The 26,358-nt window shown below is 41.2% G+C and carries 25 protein-coding genes and 1 pseudogene; 23 read left to right on the forward strand and 3 right to left on the reverse strand.

The window, feature by feature from the left end; genetic code table 11:
- The first annotated feature begins 14 nt into the window (after positions 1-14).
- From K5Q22_RS02865 to K5Q22_RS02875, 3 genes are all read left to right on the forward strand, one after another.
- Complete coding sequence (locus tag K5Q22_RS02865) at positions 15-1,403, forward strand: amino acid permease (RefSeq protein WP_029179003.1); 1,389 nt, start codon at positions 15-17, stop codon at positions 1,401-1,403.
- A gap of 121 nt (positions 1,404-1,524) precedes the next feature.
- On the forward strand, positions 1,525-2,406 hold the full coding sequence (locus tag K5Q22_RS02870; protein WP_114866660.1) for a DUF975 family protein: 882 nt from the start codon (positions 1,525-1,527) through the stop codon (positions 2,404-2,406).
- Between the two features lie 192 nt (positions 2,407-2,598).
- Complete coding sequence (locus K5Q22_RS02875) at positions 2,599-3,435, forward strand: DUF975 family protein (RefSeq protein ID WP_205013627.1); 837 nt, start codon at positions 2,599-2,601, stop codon at positions 3,433-3,435.
- Positions 3,436-3,452: 17 nt separating this feature from the next.
- On the opposite strand, the gene K5Q22_RS02880 is transcribed toward K5Q22_RS02875, so the two are convergent.
- Complete coding sequence (locus K5Q22_RS02880) at positions 3,453-4,328, reverse strand: CPBP family intramembrane glutamic endopeptidase (protein ID WP_205013507.1); 876 nt, start codon at positions 4,326-4,328, stop codon at positions 3,453-3,455.
- A gap of 122 nt (positions 4,329-4,450) precedes the next feature.
- On the opposite strand from K5Q22_RS02880, the gene K5Q22_RS02885 reads away from it, so the two are divergent.
- From K5Q22_RS02885 to K5Q22_RS02980, 20 genes and pseudogenes are all read left to right on the forward strand, one after another.
- Positions 4,451-5,062, forward strand: coding sequence for a DUF3885 domain-containing protein (locus K5Q22_RS02885; RefSeq protein ID WP_105151228.1), 612 nt, complete (start codon positions 4,451-4,453; stop codon positions 5,060-5,062).
- Positions 5,063-5,143: 81 nt separating this feature from the next.
- Positions 5,144-5,893: a hypothetical protein gene (locus K5Q22_RS02890; protein WP_205013508.1), complete on the forward strand. Its 750-nt coding sequence runs from the start codon at positions 5,144-5,146 to the stop codon at positions 5,891-5,893.
- 240 nt (positions 5,894-6,133) lie between these two features.
- Entirely contained in the window at positions 6,134-8,137 is a 2,004-nt protein-coding gene (gene metG / locus K5Q22_RS02895; protein ID WP_205013509.1) for a methionine--tRNA ligase, read from the forward strand.
- A gap of 60 nt (positions 8,138-8,197) precedes the next feature.
- Entirely contained in the window at positions 8,198-9,139 is a 942-nt protein-coding gene (locus K5Q22_RS02900; RefSeq protein WP_205013510.1) for a competence protein CoiA, read from the forward strand.
- Between the two features lie 228 nt (positions 9,140-9,367).
- Positions 9,368-11,170, forward strand: a complete 1,803-nt coding sequence (pepF, locus tag K5Q22_RS02905; protein WP_205013511.1) for an oligoendopeptidase F — start codon at positions 9,368-9,370, stop codon at positions 11,168-11,170.
- 1 nt (position 11,171) lies between these two features.
- A pseudogene (locus K5Q22_RS02910) lies at positions 11,172-11,613 on the forward strand (hypothetical protein).
- A 10-nt stretch (positions 11,614-11,623) separates the two neighbouring features.
- Positions 11,624-12,172 (forward strand): DUF6630 family protein, encoded by a 549-nt coding sequence (locus K5Q22_RS02915; protein ID WP_024384845.1) that lies wholly within the window; start codon positions 11,624-11,626, stop codon positions 12,170-12,172.
- A 74-nt stretch (positions 12,173-12,246) separates the two neighbouring features.
- A complete protein-coding gene (locus K5Q22_RS02920; RefSeq protein ID WP_043034995.1) occupies positions 12,247-12,966 on the forward strand; it encodes an O-methyltransferase in 720 nt (239 codons plus the stop codon).
- A 61-nt stretch (positions 12,967-13,027) separates the two neighbouring features.
- A complete protein-coding gene (gene prsA, locus K5Q22_RS02925; protein WP_105116601.1) occupies positions 13,028-14,029 on the forward strand; it encodes a peptidylprolyl isomerase PrsA in 1,002 nt (333 codons plus the stop codon).
- A gap of 209 nt (positions 14,030-14,238) precedes the next feature.
- Entirely contained in the window at positions 14,239-14,724 is a 486-nt protein-coding gene (locus K5Q22_RS02930; RefSeq protein ID WP_029171358.1) for an LURP-one-related/scramblase family protein, read from the forward strand.
- A 482-nt stretch (positions 14,725-15,206) separates the two neighbouring features.
- Entirely contained in the window at positions 15,207-17,825 is a 2,619-nt protein-coding gene (gene alaS, locus K5Q22_RS02935; protein WP_205013512.1) for an alanine--tRNA ligase, read from the forward strand.
- A gap of 188 nt (positions 17,826-18,013) precedes the next feature.
- Positions 18,014-18,211, forward strand: a complete 198-nt coding sequence (locus K5Q22_RS02940) for a hypothetical protein (RefSeq protein ID WP_105134197.1) — start codon at positions 18,014-18,016, stop codon at positions 18,209-18,211.
- A gap of 146 nt (positions 18,212-18,357) precedes the next feature.
- Positions 18,358-18,924, forward strand: coding sequence for a DUF3267 domain-containing protein (locus K5Q22_RS02945; RefSeq protein WP_105134198.1), 567 nt, complete (start codon positions 18,358-18,360; stop codon positions 18,922-18,924).
- A 12-nt stretch (positions 18,925-18,936) separates the two neighbouring features.
- Positions 18,937-19,152, forward strand: a complete 216-nt coding sequence (locus K5Q22_RS02950; RefSeq protein WP_105134199.1) for a helix-turn-helix transcriptional regulator — start codon at positions 18,937-18,939, stop codon at positions 19,150-19,152.
- Between the two features lie 35 nt (positions 19,153-19,187).
- A complete protein-coding gene (locus K5Q22_RS02955; protein ID WP_239514836.1) occupies positions 19,188-19,907 on the forward strand; it encodes a DUF3169 family protein in 720 nt (239 codons plus the stop codon).
- A gap of 31 nt (positions 19,908-19,938) precedes the next feature.
- Complete coding sequence (locus K5Q22_RS02960) at positions 19,939-20,448, forward strand: DUF3278 domain-containing protein (RefSeq protein WP_205013514.1); 510 nt, start codon at positions 19,939-19,941, stop codon at positions 20,446-20,448.
- A gap of 18 nt (positions 20,449-20,466) precedes the next feature.
- On the forward strand, positions 20,467-20,670 hold the full coding sequence (locus K5Q22_RS02965) for a hypothetical protein (RefSeq protein ID WP_205013515.1): 204 nt from the start codon (positions 20,467-20,469) through the stop codon (positions 20,668-20,670).
- 101 nt (positions 20,671-20,771) lie between these two features.
- On the forward strand, positions 20,772-21,461 hold the full coding sequence (locus tag K5Q22_RS02970) for a CPBP family intramembrane glutamic endopeptidase (protein ID WP_205013516.1): 690 nt from the start codon (positions 20,772-20,774) through the stop codon (positions 21,459-21,461).
- Positions 21,462-21,470: 9 nt separating this feature from the next.
- Positions 21,471-21,788, forward strand: a complete 318-nt coding sequence (locus tag K5Q22_RS09840) for a hypothetical protein (RefSeq protein WP_205013517.1) — start codon at positions 21,471-21,473, stop codon at positions 21,786-21,788.
- Between the two features lie 9 nt (positions 21,789-21,797).
- On the forward strand, positions 21,798-22,472 hold the full coding sequence (locus K5Q22_RS02980; protein WP_205013518.1) for a CPBP family intramembrane glutamic endopeptidase: 675 nt from the start codon (positions 21,798-21,800) through the stop codon (positions 22,470-22,472).
- Between the two features lie 35 nt (positions 22,473-22,507).
- On the opposite strand, the gene nrdF is transcribed toward K5Q22_RS02980, so the two are convergent.
- Both nrdF and nrdE read right to left on the reverse strand, forming a co-directional pair.
- Positions 22,508-23,467: a class 1b ribonucleoside-diphosphate reductase subunit beta gene (nrdF, locus tag K5Q22_RS02985; RefSeq protein WP_004299066.1), complete on the reverse strand. Its 960-nt coding sequence runs from the start codon at positions 23,465-23,467 to the stop codon at positions 22,508-22,510.
- Positions 23,468-24,191: 724 nt separating this feature from the next.
- A complete protein-coding gene (gene nrdE, locus K5Q22_RS02990) occupies positions 24,192-26,351 on the reverse strand; it encodes a class 1b ribonucleoside-diphosphate reductase subunit alpha (RefSeq protein ID WP_024384832.1) in 2,160 nt (719 codons plus the stop codon).
- Between the last annotated feature and the right edge of the window lie 7 nt (positions 26,352-26,358).

Consider the following 26,358-nt stretch of genomic DNA (forward strand, 5'->3'; position numbering starts at 1 on the left):
TGAAGGAGTATTTTGTGAGTTTATTTAGAAAAAAACAAGCAGTCGGTCGCAATAGTCAAATGCGTCGGCATTTAGGCTTGGTTGATTTGATATTTTTAGGTATCGGTTCGATGGTTGGAACAGGTATCTTTACGGTAACTGGTTTGGCAGCAGCCCAGTATGCAGGTCCAGCTCTGATCATCTCAATTGTTATTGCAGCAATTTCAGTCGGACTAACAGCTTTGTTTTACGCAGAATTTGCCTCTCGTATACCGACTAACGGTGGTGCCTATGGTTATCTCTACTCGGTTTTTGGTGAATTTCCTGCCTGGATTGCTGGCTGGCTGACGATTATGGAATTCTTGACTGCTGTATCGAGCGTTGCATCTGGTTGGGGAGCTTATTTGAAAGGACTCCTAGCTAATTTTGGTATTGCTATGCCAACAGCTCTGAGCGGAACTTTTAACCCCGCTGCTGGTACCTATGTAGACCTCTTACCAGTTATCGTCTTAATTTTCGTAGTAGGAGTGGTCTTGCTTAATTCTAAGGCAGCTCTTCGTTTCAATTCAGCCTTGGTAGTTTTGAAATTTTCAGCGTTGGCATTATTTATTTTAGTAGGGTTATTCTTTATCAAACCAGAAAACTGGTCGAACTTCTCTCCTTTTGGCTTTGGTGCCATTTATGGTGGACAGGCGGGAATTATGGCGGGAGCGTCTCTCATGTTCTTTGCCTTCCTGGGATTTGAGTCTATTTCATTAGCGATTGATGAGGTGAAAAAACCTGAGAAGAATGTACCAAAAGGAATCGTATTGTCTCTATCTATTGTAACAATTCTTTATATTGTAGTGACATTAGTCTTGACTGGTATGGTTCACTATACTAAGTTGAATGTAGCAGATGCGGTTGCCTTTGCACTTCGAGAAGTTGGATTGGATTGGGCAGCGAGTTATATTTCTATTGTAGCAATCCTAACATTGATTACAGTATGTATTTCGATGACCTACGCCTTGTCGAGAATGGTCTATTCCATCAGTCGTGATGGTTTGCTACCGAAATCATTGAGCCGATTGACACAAACAAGCAAGGTTCCTAAAAATGCGACCATTCTTGTGGGGATTTTTGCAGCCATTTGTGCAGGTATTTTCCCACTAGCAAGTATTGCTTCCTTCCTCAATATCTGTACCTTAGCTTATTTGATCATGCTGGCGCTGGGCATTATTCGTCTGCGTCAAGTCGAAGGTTTGCCAAAAGATGGACAATTTAAAACACCTCTTGTTCCCTTGTTGCCTATCCTCTCGATTATCATTTGTCTTTCATTTATGTTCCAATATAGTTTAGATACTTGGTTAGCATTTGGAGTATCCTTAGTCATTGGAATTTTGATTTACTTCTTTTATGGTTATCGTCATTCGGAAGCCAAATAATAGATTTCCCTTCTTTATTTGAAGGGATTTTTTGTACAATTTTTTTATAGAAATAATGGAAAACTTAAAAATAAAATAGTATAATATATATAACGGTACAGATATATGAAAGGAGAAAGCTATGTCTAATAGCGATATTCGAGCTAAAGCAACGGTGATTCGTGAACAAACAGATGGGATGATAACCTTGTTTTTGGCACCTGTTTTGATTTCTTTTCTGTCAGGAGTGGCAGAATTTGGCTTGAAACAAATCTGGGGGCAAACTAGTACTTTCTCCTGGGGAACAACTATTGTGAAAGATGGTGTTACTTGGACTCATCATTTTATTTCTGTTGGTCCGTCAATCATATTTGATTTTATTGCACAATGTTTAATTGTGACAGCTTGTTTTCAACTAATAAGACTGGTGAGAAAGCAAAGAACCAAGGTTAGCTTCACGGAGTGTTTCACTTTGCTAGATGGGAAGAATTTTTTACCAGTTTTTAGTACGACATTATTGAAAATGCTGGTCTTGTATTTAGCAAGTTTCCCTGCTGTTATTGGAATGATATTGATAAACCTAGCTTTCTATAGTACCATTGTCATCTTTGGTGCTCCTATTGATTATCAGCCTGATTTTTCAGCTTTTTTCAGTTCGTCTTATTTTCAAACAGGATTTATACTGGTATGTGTAGGGATTATTTGTAGTTTATTTGTAGGATATGGGCTCAGTCAGGTCTCTTTTCTTCTCTATGATTATTTGGAAAACAATACCTATTCTTCACCATTTAAACTCTTCAGTCAGAGCTGGCAGTTGATGAAGGGGAATAAATGGCGCCGTTTCCTCTTGGATTTATCTTTTGTTGGCTGGTTTATTGGGGTTCTTTTGACGTTTGGGTTTTTGGGACTTTACGTATATCCCTACTATTGGACTTGTCAGACTATATTTTATGAAGATTTGAAGTCCAAGAATCCATTGGTATTTTCAACTTATAAATCAGCTATCTCTTCCACAGTAGCCTAGGGAGTATGGTGATAACAAATTATTAGGAATCCCTTCGTATTTTGGAGGGATTTTCCTGTTTTTAAGAGATGTTCTGGAAAATTAATGGATAAAGTTTTATACTAATAGTAGGATGGTAAAGTAGTCCGATGTGGATAGAATATTTGCGACGTGACTTTATAAATAAGGAGAGAAAATTGGAGGGGAATTGTGATGAGGACGAGTGATATAGTATCAAGAGCGATGATGACTCGCGAGCGGACAAGAGGTACAACACTACTATTTTTGCCTTCCATTTTGCTATCTATTGTTTATGCTATACCAGTAACAATTTTTCGTCTACTGACATTTCTAGAGCTCCGTCAAAACAGTGCTTTTGTGGAGGGGCGATTGGTGTCTTCAATCGGGTTGACCTATTTAGGTGAGTTCGGCTTCGCTCTGCTGTTACAGCTGTTCATCGGTCTGTCCTGTTTTCATTTATTGGAATTGTTAAGAGGGGATAGACAGGAGTTTTCTTTAAAAGATAGTTTTTCATTTCTAAAGACAGAATGGAGGAAGCCTATCTGTACCACTTTTCTTTATTATTATTTGCTTCTTTTTATGGCTGGTCTTCCAGCTAATCTAGGGGCTGCTTTATTTATTAAAGGTTTCACAATGAGTAGTTTGATGGTCTTATCTCCGGGGGCAATGGCAGAGCTGGCAGTTCATCAGCCTAGTCAATTGATGAAGATAGGGGCTCCGATTTTCCTGCTAGGAATGATTATTTATCTTTTTGTCTACTATACCTACTCACAGGTTGTGTTTGTCTTGTATGACCATTTGGATAATGCTAGTTATACTGGTCCTCTGGCTGTATTTAGGGAAAGTCGTTTCTTGATGAAAGGGAACTATTGGCAACGTATTTGGTTAGATTTATCCTTTTTAGGTTGGTTTATTGGGGAATTATTGACCCTTCATTTGTTATCTTTTTTTGTGACTCCTTACTATCATTTATCTAGGACTATTTTCTACGAAAAATTGAAAAAACAAAGACTGTCAGCTGTAGAGTAGCTAACAGTCTTTTATGATTATAGGGAGCTTGTTTTGGGCTTGAAATAGAGGTCGTAAACCAACCAGGAAATCATTATTCCTTGGACAAGCAAGCTGATAACGGAGCCTTCTACACCAAACTTTCCACCAGATAGCCACTCAGGACCAGTGATACCGATTTGAACAAAGGCCTGACCAGCATCGGTGCCGCTGACTGGGAAAGCAAAAACATTCCCTTGGAAACAGTTCCACGCAGCGTGTAAGCCACCAATCACCCAAATGTTGCCTGTTTTGAGCATAATGAGGCAGGCAAGAACGGCAAATAGGGTTAAATCCAAAATTGGAATGAGTGAAATAGCATTGTTTCCGAGATGGAGAAATGTGAAGAAGAGGGAAGAAACAATGATACCAATAGGAATATTGTGTTTAGCTGAAAGTGATGAGAACATCCATCCTCTTGTTAGAATTTCTTCTGTCGTACCTTGGATAGACCAGGCAAGGATAAGGATGATAAATTCTCCGACTAATTTTGTAGAGAACTGGATGCTTGTAAATTCAATCGCGCCTAATCCCCACATGATGAGTGTACAAGTGGTCAGCATTGCAGCTCCGATTCCCCACCCGAGTAGAAAATCTTTTCCCGCACCTTTTTTGGTAAAACCAAGTCCTGCCCACGGGCTTTTTTCAATATACCGTGCCCATGAAATGACCATCAGGCTGATAAAAGTGAAAGCGAACAGTTCAAAACTTACAGAAAGGGTCTCGCTAAATGGGATTAAAAAGCTTATTGGAGTGAAAATAACTGCTCCAAGTGAATCTCCTACTAGCAACAAAATAATAGCTACAATAGGAGAGGTGATGATGTTGAGATTGAAAGCTGATTGAGCCTTCTCATTGATAAATTCGGTTTTCATAGGACCTCCTTTTGCCAGAAACTTTACTAGTTCACTATTCTACCATATTTTCCCAAAGAAGACTAGACCTAATTTCCTAGTATATGGTAGAATAGTACAAAGCTATATAAGGAGAATAGTATATGGAATTGAATCAATGGCTGAAGTCCTTCCAACTGAAAGATAATCGACTAGTGGGCCCATTCTTCTATGGCACACCTCTTGCTCTTAGATTTGAAATCGGGCCTGCAGACGAAGCAGAAGAATTACCAAGAGCAATCTATCTTGAAAGAGCCTATGCACGTGCAGTAGAACTTTTTGAGCAGGCTAGTTCAGAATACGACTATATGCTCCTTTCGCTCCTTCGACAGGAAGATAGGGACATAGACACCTACCTCTGGCATTTTTCATCGAAATTTAACTTTGACAAGGTTCCTGAGCCTGAGTTGATAGAAGTGGAGGATTGGACGGGAGATGTGCTAGTCTTTGAGCGTTATCTTTTCCCAGTTACCAACCAAGACCTGAACGATTTGTTGAGGGAGATTGTGAGAGCTGATCACGGTGGTTTCAACTATCTATCAAGTTCTGTTCTCTTCCTATCTAGTCAGGACAATATCATCTATCATTGCTACGATGATCGGGGAGTTGATATTGCTGTTTTAGATGATGACAAACGTTTGGAGCTCTTTACAGACTGCCATGACCTCCTTTTTGACTATGATATGGAGGAGATGGAGAGAAGGGTGAGGGGGTAGGAAGAAAATGTATATCTGATGACCGTCTTCCATAGTAATTAAGATATTATAGTAAACAACTAATTTTTAGGGAGCAAATCAATGCCTTACCGTAAATTAACATCAAGAGATCGGACTTTTATCAAAGGGCAGACGGACCGCTTGCTGAATCAGATAAATAGCAATGCGGAATATTTGGCGACTGTACAGACCTATGAGGCATCCAAGGCTCGTGCCAACCAAGCCTATTTGGCTATGGAGCTGGAAGACGACCCAGAGAAAAAGTTACGACTGGCAAAATTGGTTGAAACCTATACTGCTCAAGCCCAGTCTATATTGGATGATTGGGAAGCGAGGAATAGCAAAGCTGAAAAAGAAGCTAGGAATATAAAACTGATTTTGTGGCTGACCGTGCTCTTTGCACTTAGTTTTATTTTCCCTGTCAATATCATTCTAGCCCTCCTATTTGCAGTCTGGTTCTATCGGAATTACCTTCGTTCAAGCAGAATTGCCCAAGTGCCTAAGACCACTGCGAGCCAGTCATTAGTGACGGAAGAGGAAAGTTATGAAGACTGGCTGACAAAAAAGATTGTCACACTTAACAAAGACAAGCGTGAGTGGACAGAGGGCGTACTTGCAAAATATGACAGTTTGGATGAAATAGCAGCAGGTATTGGTAAAATTAATGAGATAGATAAAGAAGCTGGTAAGAAAATTCTCCATCGTTATCAAGCAATCTTAGCTGATATTGAAAAATTACCAGATTCTGACCAGAAAACCTATTATTTGGACTTTCATCAAGAAATGATAGCTGATTTGGGAAATGTATTTGAACAACTCCATATCGTATAAGAACACCGGGAACAGTTCCAAACTGGTTCCGGTTTTTCGACATTCGTCAATTGACAAGAACAGAACTATAATTTTATAGAGAAGATAGACATTAGCATTCCACTCGGCTTGTATCATATGTATAGCATGTGAAGGAAGACTTGTATTTAGAACCGCTTTGTGATTTAGCTGAAAATATGATAAAATAGGATGTTGTCAATAACAGGGTTTCATTTGCTCTGAATTTGAAAGGAAAAAAGCATGACAAAAACACCGTTTTATATAACCACACCGATTTATTATCCGTCTGGAAAACTTCATATCGGTTCAGCCTACACGACCATTGCCTGCGATGTATTGGCTCGTTACAAACGCCTTATGGGGCATGAAGTCTACTATCTAACAGGGCTTGATGAGCACGGACAGAAGATTGAGGAGAAGGCAAAAGAGGCTGGTCTAACACCGCAAGCCTACGTTGACGGCATGGCGGTTGGCGTCAAGGAGCTCTGGAGCTTGCTAGACATCTCTTACGACAAGTTCATCCGCACGACTGATGATTACCACGAGGAAGTGGTGGCGGCTGTTTTTGAAAAATTGCTGGCGCAGGATGATATTTACTTGGGAGAGTATTCTGGTTGGTACTCCGTATCGGACGAGGAATTCTTCACCGAGAGCCAATTAGCAGAGGTCTTCCGTGATGAAAACGGCAAGGTAACAGGTGGTATCGCTCCGAGCGGTCACGAGGTTGCCTGGGTTTCAGAAGAATCCTACTTCCTCCGCCTCAGCAAGTATCAGGATAAATTGGTCGAGTTTTTCAATGCTCACCCAGACTTTATCCAGCCAGACGGCCGCCTCAATGAAATTATGAAAAACTTCATCGAGCCAGGCTTGGAAGATTTGGCAGTCTCCCGTACATCATTTACTTGGGGAGTACCTGTTCCGTCCAATCCAAAACACGTTGTCTATGTCTGGATTGATGCCCTGCTCAACTATGCGACTGCTTTGGGCTACGGTCAGGAAGAGACAGCTAACTACGACAAGTTCTGGAATGGCACAGTTTACCACATGGTTGGGAAGGACATTCTTCGCTTCCACTCCATTTACTGGCCAATCATGCTCATGATGTTGGATATGAAGCTACCAGACCGCTTGGTTGCTCATGGCTGGTTTGTCATGAAAGATGGCAAGATGTCCAAGTCTAAGGGAAATGTGGTCTATCCAGAAATGTTGGTTGAGCGTTTCGGCTTGGATCCACTCCGTTACTACCTCATGCGTAGTCTGCCAGTCGGCTCTGACGGAACCTTTACACCAGAAGACTATGTTGGCCGTATCAACTACGAACTGGCTAATGACCTTGGAAACTTGCTCAACCGTACAGTTGCGATGATTAACAAGTATTTCGGTGGTCAGGTACCAACCTTTGTTGCTAACGTGACTGATTTTGATGCGGACTTGGCGGCAGTAGTAGCTGACAACTTGGCAAGCTACCACAAGTATATGGAAGCTGTTGACTATCCACGTGCCTTGGAAGCTGTTTGGAATATCATCTCCCGTACCAACAAGTACATCGATGAAACAGCACCGTGGGTCTTGGCAAAAGAAGAAGCTGACCGTGACAAGTTGGCAGCGGTTATGGCTCACTTGACAGCAGGTCTTCGTGTGGTGGCGCACCTCATTCAACCATTTATGATGACGACGTCTAATGCCATTATGGAACAGCTTGGTTTGGGAACAAGTTTCGACCTTGAAAACCTTGACTTTGCAGGTCTTCCAGCTGGTTTGACAGTGGTCGCAAAAGGTACGCCTATCTTCCCACGTCTGGATATGGAAGAGGAAATCGCCTATATCCAAGCCCAAATGGGTGGCAGCTCTGCTATTTCCCAAGAGGAAGAAAAAGAGTGGGACCCGGCTGACGTGGAACTCAAAAACGAGAAAGCTGCGATCAAGTTCGAGGACTTCGACAAGGTGGAAATCCGCGTGGCCGAAGTCAAAGAAGTAGCTAAGGTGGAGGGATCTGACAAGTTGCTCAAGTTCCGTCTGGACGCAGGTGACGGCCAAGACCGCCAAATCCTGTCTGGTATCGCCAAGTACTATCCAAATGAGCAGGAGTTGGTCGGTAAGAAAGTCCAAATCGTTGCCAACCTCAAGCCACGTAAGATGATGGGCTTGCTCAGCCAGGGCATGATCCTCTCAGCTGAACATGGTGACAATTTAACACTCTTAACAGTCGATCCATCTGTGCCAAACGGCAGTCAGATTGGGTAAATTCACAACACTCAGCTCAGCTGGGTGTTTTTTTGCGAACTAATAAAGAAAGGAGGTTTTATGTTAGTTGCACTTGATGAAGATGGGCAAGTTTTTAATGTCTTGGAAAATCCTGCGCCGCAAGGTCGCTTTTGCTGTCCAGGTTGTGGAGGACTGGTCCGATACAAATCCGGAAAAGTTCTGCGTTCGCACTTTGCCCACGTAACCCTGCGGGATTGCACATACTTTTCCGAGAATGAGTCGGCCCAGCACCTGTCCCTTAAGTCTTGTCTGTACAGTTGGTTAATCAATGACGAACAAGTTGAACTTGAAAAATGCCTGCCTAGTATAGGGCAGGTCGCTGATTTATTTGTTAATAATAGTCTAGCTTTGGAAGTACAGTGTTCCAGTCTACCCATTTCTCGTTTGCAGGTGAGGACGCAAGCCTATCATGAAGCTGGTCTTCAGGTTCTCTGGTTGTTGGGAAAAAGCCTGTGGTTAAAAGAAAGATTAAGCAAATTACACAAGCAATTCCTCTCTTTTAGTATGAACATGGGTTTTCACCTCTGGGAATTGGATGATGAGAAAAAAGAATTGCGTCTTCGTTACCTTATTCATGAAGACTTACGAGGTAAGGTCCACTGTCTGACAAAGGTTTTTCCATTTGGCGAGGGAAATTTATTGGAAATCTTGCGTCTGCCATTTGCCAAGCAAGCTTTATCGCATCTTACTTGCCCGTTAGATAGGGATTTGCCTCGCTACATTGCTCAACAGCTTTATTACAAATCCCCCAATTGGTTAGTCCTACAGGCAGAGTCTTATAGCCGAGGGGAGAATTTGTTGACAAAGACGGCAGAAGAATGGTATCCCCACATCCGTCTACCCCGCTCTGCCATTGGCTTTGCCCAAATACAAAAAGATTTAAGTCCAGTCTATCAGGATTTTGACCAGTATTACGACAGTATTGAAGACAAGCAGAAACAGGTTCTATATCCACCTATAATTTATAGAAAACCAATGTAAATAGAGATAGCTGATGGAGGTGTATATATTGCTTTTGAAAATATGCTCGTTATTTTATGTTAGTCATGCTACTGTTGGTGAGGGTTGTAGACTTTATTATCCTAGTGGCGACTTGCTATAGCGAATGCCAAAAACTATTTTCCAGTTGAATAGTAACCAATAAGCCCTCACTTTCCTATGGAAAGAGGGGATTTTTTATGTTAGAATAAAGGATACGGAGGATTAATTATGTCTAAACAACGTTACGAAATTGAAGAAAAATACCAGTGGGACTTGACCACTATTTTCCCAACCGATGAAGCCTGGGAAGCAGAACTTGCAGATTTACAAGCTGAAACTGAAAAAACAAAAGAATTTGCAGGTCACTTGCTCGACTCAGCTAAAAGCCTTTTGGAAATCAGCGAAACGCAACTTGGTCTTATGCGTCGCATTGAAAAACTCTATGTCTATGCGTCTATGAAGAACGACCAAGATACTCGTGAAGGCAAATACCAGGAATTTCAAGCTAAAGCCATGGGCTTGTATTCGGTCTTTTCACAGGCTTTTGCCTTCTATGAGCCTGAATTTATGGCCATTACTGAAGAGCAGTTGGAAGCCTTTAAAGCAGAGGAGCCAGCTCTTGTTCAGTACAGCCACCAATTTGAAAAACTTTTAGTGGCTAAGGACCATGTCCTGTCACAAGAGGTGGAAGAAGTATTGGCAGCGACCAGCGAGATTTTCGAATCACCTGCTGAAACTTTCTCAGTCTTGGACAATGCCAGCCTGCGTTTCCCAGAAATCGCAGATGAGGATGGTCACTTGGTGCCCCTTTCACACGGTAACTACATTCACTTTATGGAGTCTAAAAACCGTGACGTCCGCCAAGAAGCCTATGAGGCTATGTACGGTACCTACGAGCAGTTCCAGCATACCTATGCTAAGACTTTGCAGTCTAATGTCAAGGTCAATAACCTGAAAGCTCGTTTGCGGAAGTACGATTCAGCCCGTCACGCATCACTTGCAGCTAATTTCATTCCAGAATCCGTTTACGATACATTAGTGGCGGCAGTCAACAAGCACCTTCCGCTCTTGCACCGTTACATCAATTTGCGTAAGAAACTCCTGGGTATTGATGACTTGAAGATGTACGATATGTACACACCATTGTCAGATTTCAGTACCAAGATTTCTTATGAAGATGCTCTCAAAAAATGCCAAGAAACCTTGGAAATTTTCGGTGAGGAGTATTCGGCTATTGTGAAGGAAGCCTTCGAAAACCGCTGGATTGATGTCCATGTCAATGAAGGAAAACGCTCAGGAGCATACTCAGGAGGTGCCTACGACACCAACGCCTTCATGCTTCTCAACTGGCAGGATAACTTGGATAACATGTACACTCTTATCCATGAAACAGGCCACTCACTTCATTCTATGTTGACTCGTAAGACTCAACCTTATGTCTATGGTCATTATTCACTCTTCTTGGCTGAAATTGCTTCAACAACCAACGAAAATCTCTTAACAGAAAAACTCTTGTCAGAAGTAGAAGATGACAAGGAACGCTTTGCTATTCTCAACCATTACCTAGATGGTTTCCGTGGTACAGTCTTCCGCCAGACCCAATTTGCCGAGTTTGAGCAAGCGATTTACAAGGCAGACCAGGAAGGTCAAGTCTTGACGGCTGATTTCCTCAATGAATTGTACGGTCAGACAAATGAGAAGTACTACGGACTTTCTGCAGAAGAAAATCCAGAAATCCAGTTTGAGTGGGCTCGTATTCCACACTTCTATTACAATTTCTATGTCTATCAGTATGCGACAGGTTTCGCAGCAGCATCAGCTCTAGCAAACAAGATTGTCAATGGTAGTCCAGAAGATAAAGAAAACTATCTCAACTACTTGAAGGCTGGTAGCTCAGATTATTCCCTCAATGTCATTGCCAAAGCAGGTGTAGACATGACCAAGGAAGGCTATCTTAATGATGCTTTCAAAGTTTTTGAAGCACGCCTAACTGAGTTAGAGGAGCTTGTTGAAAAAGGGGTACATCTCTAAAATGATTTCCTATAAACGTTCGATTGTCATTCACAGTATGATTAGTCTTGTTTTAATCTTGATCGGTCTTGGTGGTCTGACCAGGCCTGAACCATCTGTAGGAAGTGTTGTCTATTTGATATTTTTACAACCTTTGCTGGTTTATATATATATTGAGAAAGCAAAAGGCTGTTTTTATCTTGACAAAACAGTACCTAGAATTTCAAGAACACTTTTGGAGTGAACGCCAGCGCTATTCGTTAGAAGAGATTGCGGAGATTCGATACATCGTTTCTCCCGTCTATCGTGGCTATCAATCGAAACGTTTGCGAATTGTAGGAAATAAGGGAGAACTGCTTGCAGTCGTCAATTTGAATAAGCTTGATGGTGCAGATTTTAATGATATTTACCATTTTGTAGAGCAAGTAGCACCGCATATAAGATGGGATTTTTCAAATTCATAATGGAGGTATTATGTTAACGGAAGAACAGCTACAGGACATTTTTGAACTGGCGGACCTCATGTCAAATGGGGACAGGGAGCTATTTCTCCAACTTAGAGATGTGGTTTTTGCTAGTGATCCGAATCAGATTCTAAACTCTATTGAACGCATCCTAGAACCAGATTCATTCGATGATTTCTTGGATCGTGTTGGGGAGTCTGAAAAGGAAAATCTTTGGTTAATCTTGATAAAATTACTAGAGCATTTGAACTATATTTGTGTGCGTGATTATAAGGATAATCTTGAAGATTTTATCTACTTTTTTGACCGTCTTCATCAAGTCCGCAATGCAGGGATTTCTCTCAAATTGGATTCAGATGGATTAAATCCAGCTGCCTCTATTTCAGAATGGGCAAGAGTCGTTGATAGCAAATATCTTGATGAAAACTTTTGTCTAGGGGCAGTAGATATGGACACGGATAGTTACTATCTCTTTTTCAGTAAGCAAGCGACTTTTGTTCGACTTCAAGAACTAGCTGGAAATTTAGGGTATCGAATTGATTACGCCAAAAATATGTAAAGAAAAGGTGGGGAAACCTGCCTTTTAGTGTGTTGAGGAAGAAAATCTTGTCGGCTTATGATATAATGGATTCTATGGTCGAATCATATAGTAAAAACGCAAATCACAATATGCGCCGTCCAGTTGTCAAGGAAGAAATTGTGGATTTTATGCGAACACGTCAGGCGCAAAATACAGGTTTTTTGAAAGAACTGGAAGAGTTTGCTCGTCAAGAAAATATTCCAGTCATCCCTCATGAAACGGTAGCCTATTTCCGCTTGCTGATGCAGACACTTCAACCTAAACGTATTTTAGAAATTGGAACTGCTATTGGCTTCTCTGCGTTACTGATGGCTGACAATAGTCCGCATTCGAAGATTACAACGATTGATCGAAATGAAGAAATGATTGGCTTTGCAAAGGAAAACTTTGCCAAATATGATCAGCGCCAGCAGATTGAATTGCTGGAAGGGGAAGCCATGGATATTCTTCCGACTTTACCAGATAACACATATGATTTTGTTTTCATGGATTCTGCTAAATCAAAATATATTGTATTTTTACCAGAAGTCTTGAAAAAGGTCAAAGTAGGCGGTTTAATCATTTTGGATGACATCTTCCAAGGAGGAGATGTTGCCAAGGACATCAAGGATGTCAGAAGAGGGCAGCGCACTATTTATAAGGGATTGCAACGTTTATTCGATGCGACTTTGGATAATCCGGATGTGACTGCTAGTCTTGTTTCCATGAGTGACGGTCTCCTTATGTTGAGAAAAAATAGGGAAAATGTTGACTTAAAACATACAGAAATTTAAGAAGTTTTTAAGCTTTTGTGTTATAATAAAAGGGTTAACGAAAAAAAGGAGAGAGTTTCTAATGAAACAAACTAAAAAAATTCTTGCAGGTGCAGTAACACTCTTTGCTGCAGTAACACTCGCTGCTTGTTCCAATGCAGCTGATAAAGATATCATTACGATGAAAGGTGACACAATCACTGTTTCTGAATTTTATGAGAAGGTAAAAACAAATTCACAAGCCCAACAGGTTTTGTTGTCAATGGTTATCAGTAACGTATTTGAAGAGCAGTATGGTGACAAAGTGACTGCGAAAGAAGTTGATGAGGCTTATGACAAAATGGCAAAGCAATATGGTGATTCATTTGCAACAGCTCTTTCTTCAGCTGGCTTGACTCAAGAAACTTACAAAGAACAAATCCGTACTAATAAATTAGTTGAGTATGCTGTAAAACAGGCTGCTGAGAAGGAATTGACCGATGAGAACTACAAGGCGGCTTACGAGGTCTATACCCCAGAAGTAACAGCACGTGTCATCAAATTGGCGGATGAAGCTAAGGCAAAAGAAGTTTTAGCTGCAGCACAAGCTGCAGGTGCAGATTTTGCTCAATTGGCGAAAGACAATTCTACGGATACTGCTACAAAAGACAATGGAGGCGAAGTTAAATTCGATTCAACTTCAACAACTGTTCCTACAGAAGTTCAAAAAGCGGTCTTTGCCTTGGATGCAGGTCAAGTAGGAGCTTCAATTGTTTCTGCAGTTGACTTAAAAACTTATACTACTAGCTACTATGTTGTAAAACTGGAAGCGAAGTCAGAAAAATCTGCCAAATGGGAAGACTACAAGGATAAGTTGAAAGAAATTATTTTGGCGCAAAAGCAAAGTGATTCATCGTTTGTTGCTACTGTGCTGAAAGAAGCGCTCCAAAAAGCAAACGTTAAGGTTAAAGACAGTGCCTTCCAAAATCTTCTTTCACAATATGTGACAACAGAAGAAAGCAGTTCTTCATCAACGGAAAGTAGCTCTTCGTCGACTGAAAGCTCTTCTTCAACAACAGAATCTTCTAGTTCTTCAGGTCAATAATTGACGCTTTACCTATTAAGAATAGATACTTGATTACTTAGTTCAGAAAATTGGCGGTTGTTGCGAGCCATCTAAGCCAAGTATCTTGCTACTTAATGGAACAATTGAATATAGGTTATGAAATGAGAATGACAAGTCATTGAATGAAGGTGGTACCGCGGTTTTTCGCCCTTCGTTTGGTTTCTTGTTATTTTTTTTTGGAGGTTATCATGAAGCAATTTCAGGTGAAACAACGCTTTACCTTTGGTGGTGAAAAATTTGATATTCGTGATAGTTTTGGGGATCTTGCTTATCAAGTGGAGGGATCTTTTCTCGAAATTCCAAAACGATTTATCGTGACCAATTCCAGAGGTGGGGAAGTTTGTCAGATTACCAAGAAGTTTTTGACCTTCCTGCCCCAGTTTACCATTGATATGGCAGATGGTCATTCTTTCTACTTGCAAAAGGAATTTACTTTTTTCAAGGATCGCTATACTGTGGAAAATCTAGGTTTAATCCTAGACGGAAATATCTGGGATTTGGATTTTCGCTTGAAAAGGCCAGATGGTATGCTCGTAGCCGAAATCTCCAAAGAACTCTTTCATTTAACTTCTCATTACTCCGTTACTGTATTGGAGGACTCCTATGCAGATTTGGTCATTTCCTTGGTGGTCGCAATTGACTACGTCGAAATGATGGAAGATGCATCAACTTAATCTTAAAATAATTGTTCAGTTTAACTGTTTCGTTAAATTGAATCCGCCTAACTATCACTTATGAAAGGAAAGGTTCAATTTAGATAATTTTCTGAATTGAACCCACCCGAAAGGCTGGCTTCTTTCTAATAATAGTTTCTCAAAATATCTAAACGAAAGGAAAGGGCATTGAGTTTATTCTGAAATGAACTCGGGCTACGGACTTTGTCAAAAAGAGAAAACCTTCCTAGACGCAAGCGTCTTCGTCAGGTTTCCTATTTTGACGGTGTCCGCTTAACGCCCTTAGTATCTTAGTTGAACTCGGGCTACGGACTTTCCCCTCAATTATTACTATATGAAAGGAAATGTTCAATTTGGATAATTTTCTGAATTGAACCCGAGCTAAAAGCGTCGAGAAAAAGATAGACCGCCTAGTGCGCTGGCGCACGGCGTTGGTCTCCTATTTTCTTCTCGCTTTCTTAATGCTCTTGGTATCTTAGTTTATGAAAAATCTATCTTCTGCTCAAATTCGTCAAATGTGGTTGGATTTCTGGAAATCAAAGGGTCACTCTGTTGAGCCTTCAGCAAACCTTGTCCCAGTTAACGATCCAACTCTTTTGTGGATCAACTCTGGTGTGGCAACTCTTAAAAAATATTTCGATGGCTCAGTCATCCCTGATAACCCACGGATTACAAACGCCCAAAAATCCATCCGTACCAACGATATTGAAAACGTTGGTAAGACAGCCCGCCACCACACCATGTTTGAAATGCTTGGCAACTTCTCTATTGGTGATTATTTCCGTGATGAAGCGATTGAGTGGGGCTTTGAGCTCTTGACAAGCCCAGAATGGTTTGCCTTTCCAAAAGACAAGCTCTACATGACTTACTATCCAGACGATGTGGATTCATACAATCGTTGGATTGCTCTTGGTGTTGAGCCAAGCCACTTGATTCCACTTGAAGATAACTTCTGGGAAATCGGTGCAGGTCCTTCTGGTCCAGATACGGAGATTTTCTTTGACCGTGGTACTGACTTTGACCCTGAAAACATTGGTATCCGTCTCTTGGAAGAAGATATTGAAAATGACCGTTACATCGAGATTTGGAATATCGTATTGTCCCAGTTCAACGCAGACCCAGCTGTTCCGCGTTCTGAGTACAAGGAATTGCCAAACAAAAACATTGATACAGGCGCAGGTTTGGAGCGTTTGGCAGCTATTTTCCAAGGGGCTAAGACCAACTTTGAAACGGACCTCTTCTTGCCAATCATTCGTGAAGTTGAAAAGATTTCTGGTAAGACCTATGACCAAGATGGCGACAACATGAGCTTCAAGGTTATCGCAGACCACATCCGTGCTCTTTCATTTGCTATTGGTGACGGTGCTCTTCCTGGAAATGAAGGCCGTGGTTATGTCCTTCGTCGTCTCCTTCGTCGTGCTTCTATGCATGGTCAACGTTTGGGCATTACAGAGCCATTCTTGTACAAATTGGTGGAGACAGTTGGCAATATCATGGAAAGCTACTATCCAGAAGTACTTGAAAAACGTGCCTTTATTGAGAAGATTGTTAAGAGTGAAGAAGAGTCATTTGCTCGTACTATCCATACAGGTTCACAATTTGCTGAGCAATTGATGGACAAATTGGCAGCAGAAGGTAAGTCTGAGATTGATGGTCGTGACATTTTCAAACTCTATGATACCTATGGTTTTCAAGTAGAATTGACAGAAGAATTGGCTGAGCACCGTGGTATGACCCTTGATATTGCTGGCTTTGAAGCGGCTATGAAAGAGCAACAAGACCGTGCACGTGCCTCAGTTGTCAAAGGTGGTTCAATGGGCATGCAAAATGAAACCCTGGCTGCTATCACAGAAGAGTCAACCTTTGTTTATGGTCAAACAGCTCTTGAAGCAAGCTTATCTGTCATTGTGGCTGATAATGCGCGTACAGAAGCAGTCTCAGAAGGTCAAGCCCTCCTTGTCTTTGATCAAACACCATTCTATGCAGAAATGGGTGGTCAGGTTGCAGACCATGGTTTTGTGAAAAATGCTGCTGGAGACATTGTTGCGACTGTCATCGATGTGCAGAAAGCACCAAATGGTCAACCATTGCACACAGTTGAACTGTCCGCAAGCATTTCAGTTGGTCAAACCTACACACTTGAAATCGAAACAAAACGCCGTAAGGGTGTTGAGAAGAACCACACAGCAACTCACTTGCTCCATGCAGCTCTTCACAATATTATCGGTGAGCATGCAACGCAGGCTGGTTCCTTGAATGAGCAAGACTTCCTCCGCTTTGACTTTACTCATTTTGAGGCAGTTACTGCGGAAGAACTTCGTCGTATCGAAGAAGAAGTCAATGAGCAAATTTGGAATGCCATTCCAGTTGTGACGGTTGAAACCGATATTGACACAGCTAAGGAAATGGGTGCCATGGCCCTCTTCGGTGAAAAATACGGTAAAGAAGTCCGTGTGGTGACAATTGGTGACTATTCTGTCGAACTCTGTGGTGGTACCCATGTTGGCAACACCGCTGAAATCGGTATCTTCAAGATCTTGAAAGAAGAAGGTATCGGTTCAGGTACTCGCCGTATCATCGCGGTAACAGGCCGTGAAGCCTTCCTTGCCTATCGTGATCAAGAAGATGCCCTCAAAGAAGTGGCAGCAACCATCAAGTCACCACAGATCAAGGAAGTACCAAACAAGGTTGAAAGTCTTGCTCAGCAAGTTCGTGACCTGCAAAAAGAAAATGCGGCTCTGAAAGAAAAAGCAGCGGCAGCCGCTGCTAGTGATGTCTTCAAAGATGTCAAAGATGCTAACGGCATTCGCTACATTGCCAGCCAAGTCCAAGTATCAGATGCAGGTGCCCTCCGTACCTTCGCTGACAACTGGAAACAAAAAGACTACTCAGATGTCTTGGTGCTAGTTGCTGCAATCGGTGACAAGGTCAATGTCCTTGTAGCCAGCAAATCAAGCGATGTTCATGCAGGGAACCTCATCAAAGTCCTAGCTCCAATCGTAGCAGGTCGTGGTGGTGGTAAGCCAGACATGGCTATGGCAGGTGGTAGCGATGCCTCTGCTATCCAAACCCTCTTGAACAGCGTAGCTGATAACTTGTAATCTATACTGAAAAACTCTTTTATCCATTGGATAGAAGAGTTTTTTGCGCGTTATTCTAGTCAATTTGACAAAAATTATTATTTTTTTGACAAAGATAGTTGTCAAAAAGAAAAAGAAGTGTTACAATGATATAAAGATAAAAATCAAAAAGGTTCATCTGATATGATGAACAGATAAGGAGCCACCAAATGAAACAACCTTTTATGATTACAGGAACAACCATTGCGCGTGCAGTCGAAATAGGGTCCATTCTATTATTGGTTTATATTCTCCTTTCTGATTTGCTGGGTTGGAGCGATATGGACACAGTTCTAATGACTACTCTAATTGCCTCAATTGCTTGTATCGAAGCAAGTTTACAAATGGAGAAAAAAGAAAATAAGTAAAAGGAGATAGATTGTGAAACGACACATTTCAGCAGATATGGCAGCAATTATGATTACAGGGGCAAATTATTATCGGCTTACTGATTGGAGTTGCTCTAGGACTATATAGTTTAGTCTAGCTTGAAGGAAAATGAAGGAGAAGAAATATGGAAGCGAAAAAGAAATTATATGAAGTCAATATTATGGAAAATAAGAAGTTTGTCTGGGGCTTGAACATTCTTGCCGTGGTACTCCTCTTTCCATTTGCCTTCGTATTTGGAATGATAGGCAGTTGGTTGATAGCTAACGGTTCGCAATACTCGGAACTGGCCGTGTCGGAGGTATGGTTGCTTTTCCCTCTCTATATTCTTTTAATAGTTGTACATGAGGCTATCCACGGTATCTTCTTCAAAGTTTTTTGTCCTGATAATCCTGTAAAATACGGGTTTAATTGGAAATCGGGCATGGCCTATGCGACCAGTCCAGGTTCACTCTACAATCGGATGCAAATGCTAGTAATCAGCTTGGCTCCCTTTGTTGTGATTAGTTTAGTCTTGATCATGTTAGTAGGATTTGGGATGATGAATACCACTCTTTACTTCATGCTGGCAACCATGCATGGGGCCACTTGTGCAGGCGATTTCTACTATGCCTATCTCTTATTGGTCAAGTTTGCCAAGGAAAATATAGCTGTCGAAGACACAGAAACTGGCTTGATTATCTACCAAGCCTAGAAAGGAAAACTCATGGAATATATCTTAAAAAATCGGCTCAAGGAATTGCGAGCCAGAGATGGTCTCAATCAAACGGAGTTAGCAAAGTTAGCAGAAGTATCACGGCAGACCATTAGCTTGATTGAGCGGGGCGAATATACGCCCTCGGTGGTCATTGCTATGCGTATAGCACAGATTTTTAATGAAAATGTGGAGAATGTCTTTCAATTAGTGGAGGTTGAAGAATGAAACAGGGGAAACAAATTACAACAAAACAAAGATGGATGAGGAACCTTACCTATTTGTTTTTAGGGGCAATTTTTGGAGCATTTTGTGGCTTTTTTGGAGTAATGATTGATAAGTTTGGATTGCCGTCTTTTGTCAATCTAGATAACTTTCTATTTTGTTTGCGTATCGTTACTTTTGTCATTTTCGCCGGAACTGTATATCTTGGGCTTAAGGCAAATCAATCGTATAAACTTTATCATTCGATTTCAGATGAGGATGAGGAACGGGCAGATGAACTAAATATGAAAATGTATCGTAACCTAGAATATGCGATTATAATGTTTAATATTGCTGCGTCATTGACTCTTTTAAATTTAGGATTAGGTTTTGGTGTTGCCTTCTTAGAAGAGAGTGCGATTATGTACGGATCAATATTTGATGCAGTTTTCTATGTTATTCTTCTCATTAGTCAGATTTTTATCATGAAATTAACTCAGAAAATTCGTGACTATCAGTTGTCTGCTTTTGCTACGGTAAAAGAAGTGAAGGATTTTATGGAGGCAATGGACGAGGGTGAGAAACAAGCAAACTACGAAATGAGTTTCCAAATCGTCTTCACATTGAATCAAATCGTGTTACCAGGTTTGTATCTATTCCTATTTGTACTTAGCATGCTATTGCAAGAGCGACAAATTACAGCCTTTCTAGTTGTTGCCTTTCTTCACGTTTACATCAATGTTATGCAGGTTCGCATGATCCGTCGTTACTTCAAATAAGAATGTTATGAAAGGTTTTTAGGTAATAGTTATGAAAAAGGAAAACGTACACATCAAAGCAATTCGTTATTTCTATGATATTGTTGGTGAGTTAGACGAGGTGTCTTATGCGACCTTGACGAATTTCGGCAACAATATGTATATGCTTTTTATGACAGTGACACTGGTGAGCTTTCTAGTTAGCTTTGCGCTGGGAGAAGATGTCATGGGAATCAGTCTCTTTTTGGCGTTGGTTTATTCTCAATTCAAACAGGACGCCATTATCAAACAGTTGGGACTGGATAAATTGTTTGTTGCAAAGGCTGATGTGAAATTGGCTCGGAAGAAAATGATGAAACGAACTCTGTTTCAAACCCTACAGATTGCTGTCTACGGTCTGTTAGTTAGTATTGGTCTCTGGCAGTTACAAATTCCACAGGAAAGCGGAACAAGTGCAGCCGAGTATTTCCAGTTTGTCACTCCCATGACAGTTGTCTTGATGACTCTTGTTGGATTCCTTAGTTTCTATATTGTTAACCGTAAGAAAATCAAGCTTATTTAGTTTAAATGGAGTTAGCTCATGAAAGTGTTTATGAAAATTTATCTTGTCCTATTAATCGGCCTTGGTATATACGCAGTTGGCTATATTTTTGGAGAGTGGCTGGCTACTGGGCAGATTGATTTGTCAACCTTGAATATCCTCTTGCCGATGGTTTTGGGCTTGCCTGCTCTGCTGTCGTCATTTAGTTTCTCTTTTATTACTTCGTTAACTCGCCTTGCCTAACTCCAGTTATGCCTGCGGCTCGTTGCCTCGTACTAAAAGTAAACTAAAAGACTTTATCTTTCAACAAACGAAAAATAATTATTTATATTAAGGAGATTGCTATGAATAGACTTGGAAATGTCAAAGATTGGAATGTGGTTAAAAATTGGAAGTTTCTCTTAGTGGGACTAGCTGTCGTTGCACTTAATGTATTGACCCAGATGGCTATGTTTACTCTACCAAATTTTGATGGGAATAACCTTCTGATTGCTGCTGCCTTCTTGTTGGTTGCTGTAGTGCTTGGTCTTATCTTGACTGGTAAATTAGGTCTGTGGAAAGGTGAGCAGAAGTGGGAGATGGGTGCGAATGTTGGTTTTGTAGCCCTCGCCTTTATCGTTATGTTTGGTTTGAAAATAATTGGTGGGCAATTGATTATGCTGGAAGAGGGATACGGTCAGACGACTGCCAATCAGGAAATTATCAACAATTCAGGCTTGCCAACCTTAGTTTTATTTCTCTTTGCAGTTTTCTTTGCTCCAGTTTTGGAGGAACTGCTTTTCAGAGGGATTCTTATGGGGAAAGTCTTTGGTAAGGATTCGATTGTGGGATTATTGCTATCGAGTTTTCTGTTTGGACTTATTCACAATCCGACCAATATCGGATCTTGGGTTGTCTATGGAGGTATGGGCCTGGTCCTAGGACTCGCCTATCGTATTTCTGGCAAATATACCAATGCACTTATTCTACACAGTCTGAATAATCTTCTTGGATTTTTGTTGATGCTACTGATGCAGAGTCTGGGCTTGATATAGGAGGATAGGATGGAACTATTTTTATGGATTCTAGTAGGATTTCTATTTTTCAATTCTTTATCAGATAGGAAAAAAGTGAGGCAGTTGCAAGCTAGGGTAAAAAAGTTGCAGAAAACTACAAAAGGAGAAAATCAGATGTCAGTTTTATTGAAAGAATTGGTCGGAAGTAAAGCCAAAATCCGCTTTGATGAGGAATTTTCTATCACTTATGAATACACCATTTTGGCAGTTGATGAGGAATGGGTTAAAATTTTTCGTGAATTAGAGAATGGGGAGCTTGAAACCAAGTTGGTTCGGGTCGATAATATTGTTGACTTGAGCTTGTAGGGAGGGGTTATGTTAAAATTTATCAAACACGCTGCATTACTATTTCTATACTTTGTTGCCTATCAGATTGCTTCAGGTTTTCTAATGGTAGGACCAACCTTACAAACGATTCCTGACATTCCTGCCCAGTTGATTGATAGTACAATTTGGATTTGTGCGATAATTGGTCTTGTTCTCTCCACTGCGCTCATTATTCTGTTATGGAAGTATATCTATCCACGTCATTCTGTTGACTATCGTGTGACAGTTTCATGGTTCCATAAGATTCAATGGCCGATATTACTCTATATTGCATTTTTTATTTTCCAATTTATTGTACCAGTCCCAGAAAGTGAAAATCAAAAGCTTGTGATCGAATTCGTATCAGCTTATCCCTTGATTGCATTTAGCTCAGTAGTGGTTTTTGCTCCCATTTTAGAAGAATTGATCTTCCGTGGATTTTTAGCGACCTATTTCTTCCCTAAAATGGCAGATATGAAGGCTGTTGGAATCTATCTTGTTGTAACGGGAGCTTTGTTTAGTCTGGTCCATATGCCAGCAACTCTTCCTCAATTTTTGATTTATTTCACGATGGGACTCAATCTAGGATGGCTCTATCTGATCAAACGCGATATTCGTTATCCGATTGCGCTACATATGCTTAATAACGGTATTTCTTATTTGATGATTGTATTTTTAGTATAAAAAATAAGCAGCTCAGATTGAACTGCTTTTTTTGATTACAAACCGTAAAGATAATCATCGTCCTGCATGGCTTCTACTTCACCGAGCAGATAGCCGTTACCAACTTGGGAGAAGAAGTCGTGGTTAGATGTACCGGTTGAGATACCGTTCATAATGATTGGGTTGACATCATCTGCTGAATCTGGGAAGAGTGGATCCTGTCCCAAGTTCATGAGGGCTTTGTTGGCATTGTAACGAAGGAAAGTCAAGACTTCCTCAGTCCAGCCAACTGCATCATAGAGAGAGCGTGTGTAGCCTTCTTCGTTTTCATAAAGTTGGTAGAGCAAGTCGTACATCCAGTCGCGGAGTTTGTCCTGTTCTTCCTCGGACAATTCATTGAAACCAAGTTGGAACTTGTAACCGATGTAGGTACCGTGCACAGACTCGTCACGGATGATCAGCTTGATGATTTCCGCAACGTTGGCCAATTTGTTGTTACCAAGGTAGTAGAGTGGCGTGAAGAAACCAGAGTAGAAGAGGAAGGTTTCTAGGAAAACGCTGGCTACTTTCTTTTCAAGTGGTGTACCTGTTTCGTAGATTTCGTTGATAATCTTTGCCTTGCGTTGCAAGTATTCATTGCTGTTGGTCCATTCAAAGATGTCTTCAATCTCAGACTTGGTGTTCAAGGTTGAGAAGATAGAAGAGTAAGACTTGGCATGGACTGACTCCATGAATTGGATGTTGTTGTAAACAGCTTCTTCGTGCGGTGTACGAATATCGTTGCGAAGAGCTTGGACACCTGTTTCAGATTGAAGGGTATCCAAGAGGGTCAATCCGCCAAAGACCTTACCAACCAGGTCTTTTTCTTCAGCAGTAAGTTTACGCCAGTCATCCAAGTCGTTTGATAATGGGATACGTGTATCGAGCCAGAATTGCTCGGTCAACTTTTCCCAAGTTGACTTGTCAATAACATCCTCAATGGCGTTCCAGTTTATGGCTTTGTAGTAGGTTTCCATCATATTCTCTTTCTTTTTCTTATACTTCAAATATTATATCACAAATAGATAGTAGCCTGTAAAAAAATCCCCTAAAAGGGATTTTTAATCGAGCGCTCATTAGTTGCTTCGCATCATGAACGACAGTGTCGTAAGGTAGTAAGCTAATCCGCCGATAGCGGTTAGCGTAGATTAGGTAGTTGATTTATCAACAGCTAATCCCTTGCAAGTTACGACTTGAGAAAAGTCGTTCGAACTTAACGACTTTTCGAGGTAGTAAGCCACTTAGGAGGGGCTGGGCAAAAAGCCCAGCTCCACTACCCAGAGTTCGTGTCAACATCTCAGCGCAGTGGTTGATTGGCAGATTTGTTCGCGTTTCACACTCCAAATCTGACCTAATCAACTGTGCGGGGGTGGGAAGACGAACTCTTTTTTAGACCAGTCGAGTTCTTTCCCACTCCCGTTCATTCATTAGATGCTTTAGCATTAGTGTCTTACGACACGCAGAAACTGAAGACGATATTTCTTCAGTTTCGGAGTTAGTGAGGTAGCTAGCTAATCCGCCGATAGCGGTTAGCGTAGATTAGGTAGTTGGTTTTCCAACAGCTAAACCCTTGCAAGTTACGACCTGAGAAAAGTCGTTCGAACTTAACGACTTTTCGAGGTAGTAAGCCACTTAGGTACTGACCAAATAGTCAGTACCGTGCATTCATTAGATGCTTTAGCATCAATGAATGTTAGTGTCTTAAATCACACAACTTTCACATTGGTTTGCGCCGACTTCTTCGCCGTCATCGGTAAAGGTACGGATGTAGTAGATAGACTTGATACCTTTGTTGAAGGCGTAGTTACGAAGGATAGAGAGGTCACGTGTAGTTTGTTTGTTCTCTTTTTTCCATTCATAGAGTTCTTTTGGAAGCTCGCTGCGAAGGAAAAGAGTGAGTGATAAACCTTGATCGACGTGTTCTGTTGCAGCAGCGTAGACATCAATGACCTTACGCATATCCATATCGTAGGCAGACTTGTAGAATGGAATAGTTTCTGTTGCCAAGCCAGCTGCTGGATAGTAGATTTTACCGATTTTCTTCTCTTGGCGTTCCTCAATCCGTTGTGTGATTGGATGAATAGAAGCAGAGACATCGTTGATGTAGCTGATAGAACCGTTTGGAGCAACAGCTAGTCGGTTTTGGTGGTAAAGACCATCTGCCATGACTTTTTCACGGAGGTCAGCCCAATCTTGTCCGCTTGGAATGAAAATCCCTTCAAAGAGTTCTTTGACACGCTCGGATTGTGGTTGGTAGTCACCAGTCACGTATTTATCGAAATAAGTACCGTCTGCGTATTTTGATTTGTCAAAATTATGGAAAGTTGCCTTGCGTTCGCGGGCAATGTTATTTGATTCTACCAAGGTCCAGTAGTTGAGGAGCATGAAGTAGATGTTGGTAAATTCTACGGCTGTTTTTGATCCGTAATCAATCAAGTTCTGAGCCAAGTAAGAATGAAGTCCCATGGCACCAAGACCGATTGAATGCGCCTGACTGTTTCCTGCTTCAATAGATGGTACAGCAGAAATGTGTGAATGATCTGTGACATAAGTCAAAGCGCGTGTCATTGTACGAACAGAACGTCCAAAATCAGGTGACTTCATCAGGTTGACGATATTGGTTGAACCGAGGTTACATGAAACGTCAGTACCCATGGTCAAGTATTCTTGCGAATCATTAAGAATGCTTGGTGTTTGAACTTGAAGGATTTCCGAACAGAGGTTTGACATGATAATCTTGCCGTCAACAGGGTTGCTGCGGTTAGCTGTATCGATGTTGATAACGTATGGATAGCCAGACTCTTGTTGGAGTTTGGAAATTTCTGTTTCCAAGTCACGTGCCTTGATTTTTGTCTTACGAATGCGAGGGTTTGCCACCAATTCATCGTATTTTTCTGTGATGTCAAGGTAGCTATAAGGGACACCGTATTCCAACTCAACTGAGTATGGGCTGAAGAGGTACATATCTTCGTTTTTACGTGCCAATTCGTAGAATTTATCAGGAACGGTGATACCGAGTGATAAGGTCTTCACACGAACTTTCTCATCGGCATTTTCTTTCTTAGTCGAAAGGAAGGAAATAATATCTGGGTGGAAAACATCTAGGTAAACAACCCCAGCCCCTTGGCGTTGCCCAAGCTGGTTAGAATAGGAGAAGCTGTCTTCGAAGAGTTTCATAACAGGAACAACCCCAGAAGCCGCCCCCTCATAGCCCTTGATTGGAGCACCTGCCTCACGCAAGTTGCTGAGGGAAATACCAACACCACCACCGATACGGGACAATTGCAGAGCAGAGTTGATAGAACGCCCGATCGAGTTCATATCGTCAGTGACTTGAATGAGGAAACACGATACCAACTCACCACGGCGGGCACGACCTGCGTTGAGGAAAGAAGGTGTTGCTGGCTGGTAACGAAGGTGAATCATTTCGTTAGCCAAGTTCAAGGCCAACTCTTCATTTCCTTCTGCAAAATACAAGGCGTTGAAGAGAACACGATCTTCCATACTTTCCAAATAGTAGGCACCGTCATTTGTTTTGAGGGCATACTGATTGTAGAACTTGTAAGCTGCCATGAAAGACTTGAAGCGGAAATTTTGGTCTTTCAAGAATTGATCAATTTTGATGATAAATTCTGGACTGTATTGGTCCAAAAACTCTTTTTCAAGGTAATTTTCTTCTAATAGATAAGCAATCTTGTCTAAAATACTATCAAATTGCTTGGTATTTGGGAGGACGTTTTCTTTAAAGAAGGCCTTAACCGCTTCTTGGTCCTTGTGGAGTGGGATTTGCCCATTAACAGGACGGTTGATTTCGTTATTTAAACGGAAGTAGGACACATCGCCTAGCTCTTTTAAACTCATAGTCGCA

This window comes from Streptococcus sp. 2018162, from assembly GCF_019754175.1.
Classification (GTDB): Bacteria; Bacillota; Bacilli; order Lactobacillales; family Streptococcaceae; genus Streptococcus; species Streptococcus hashimotonensis.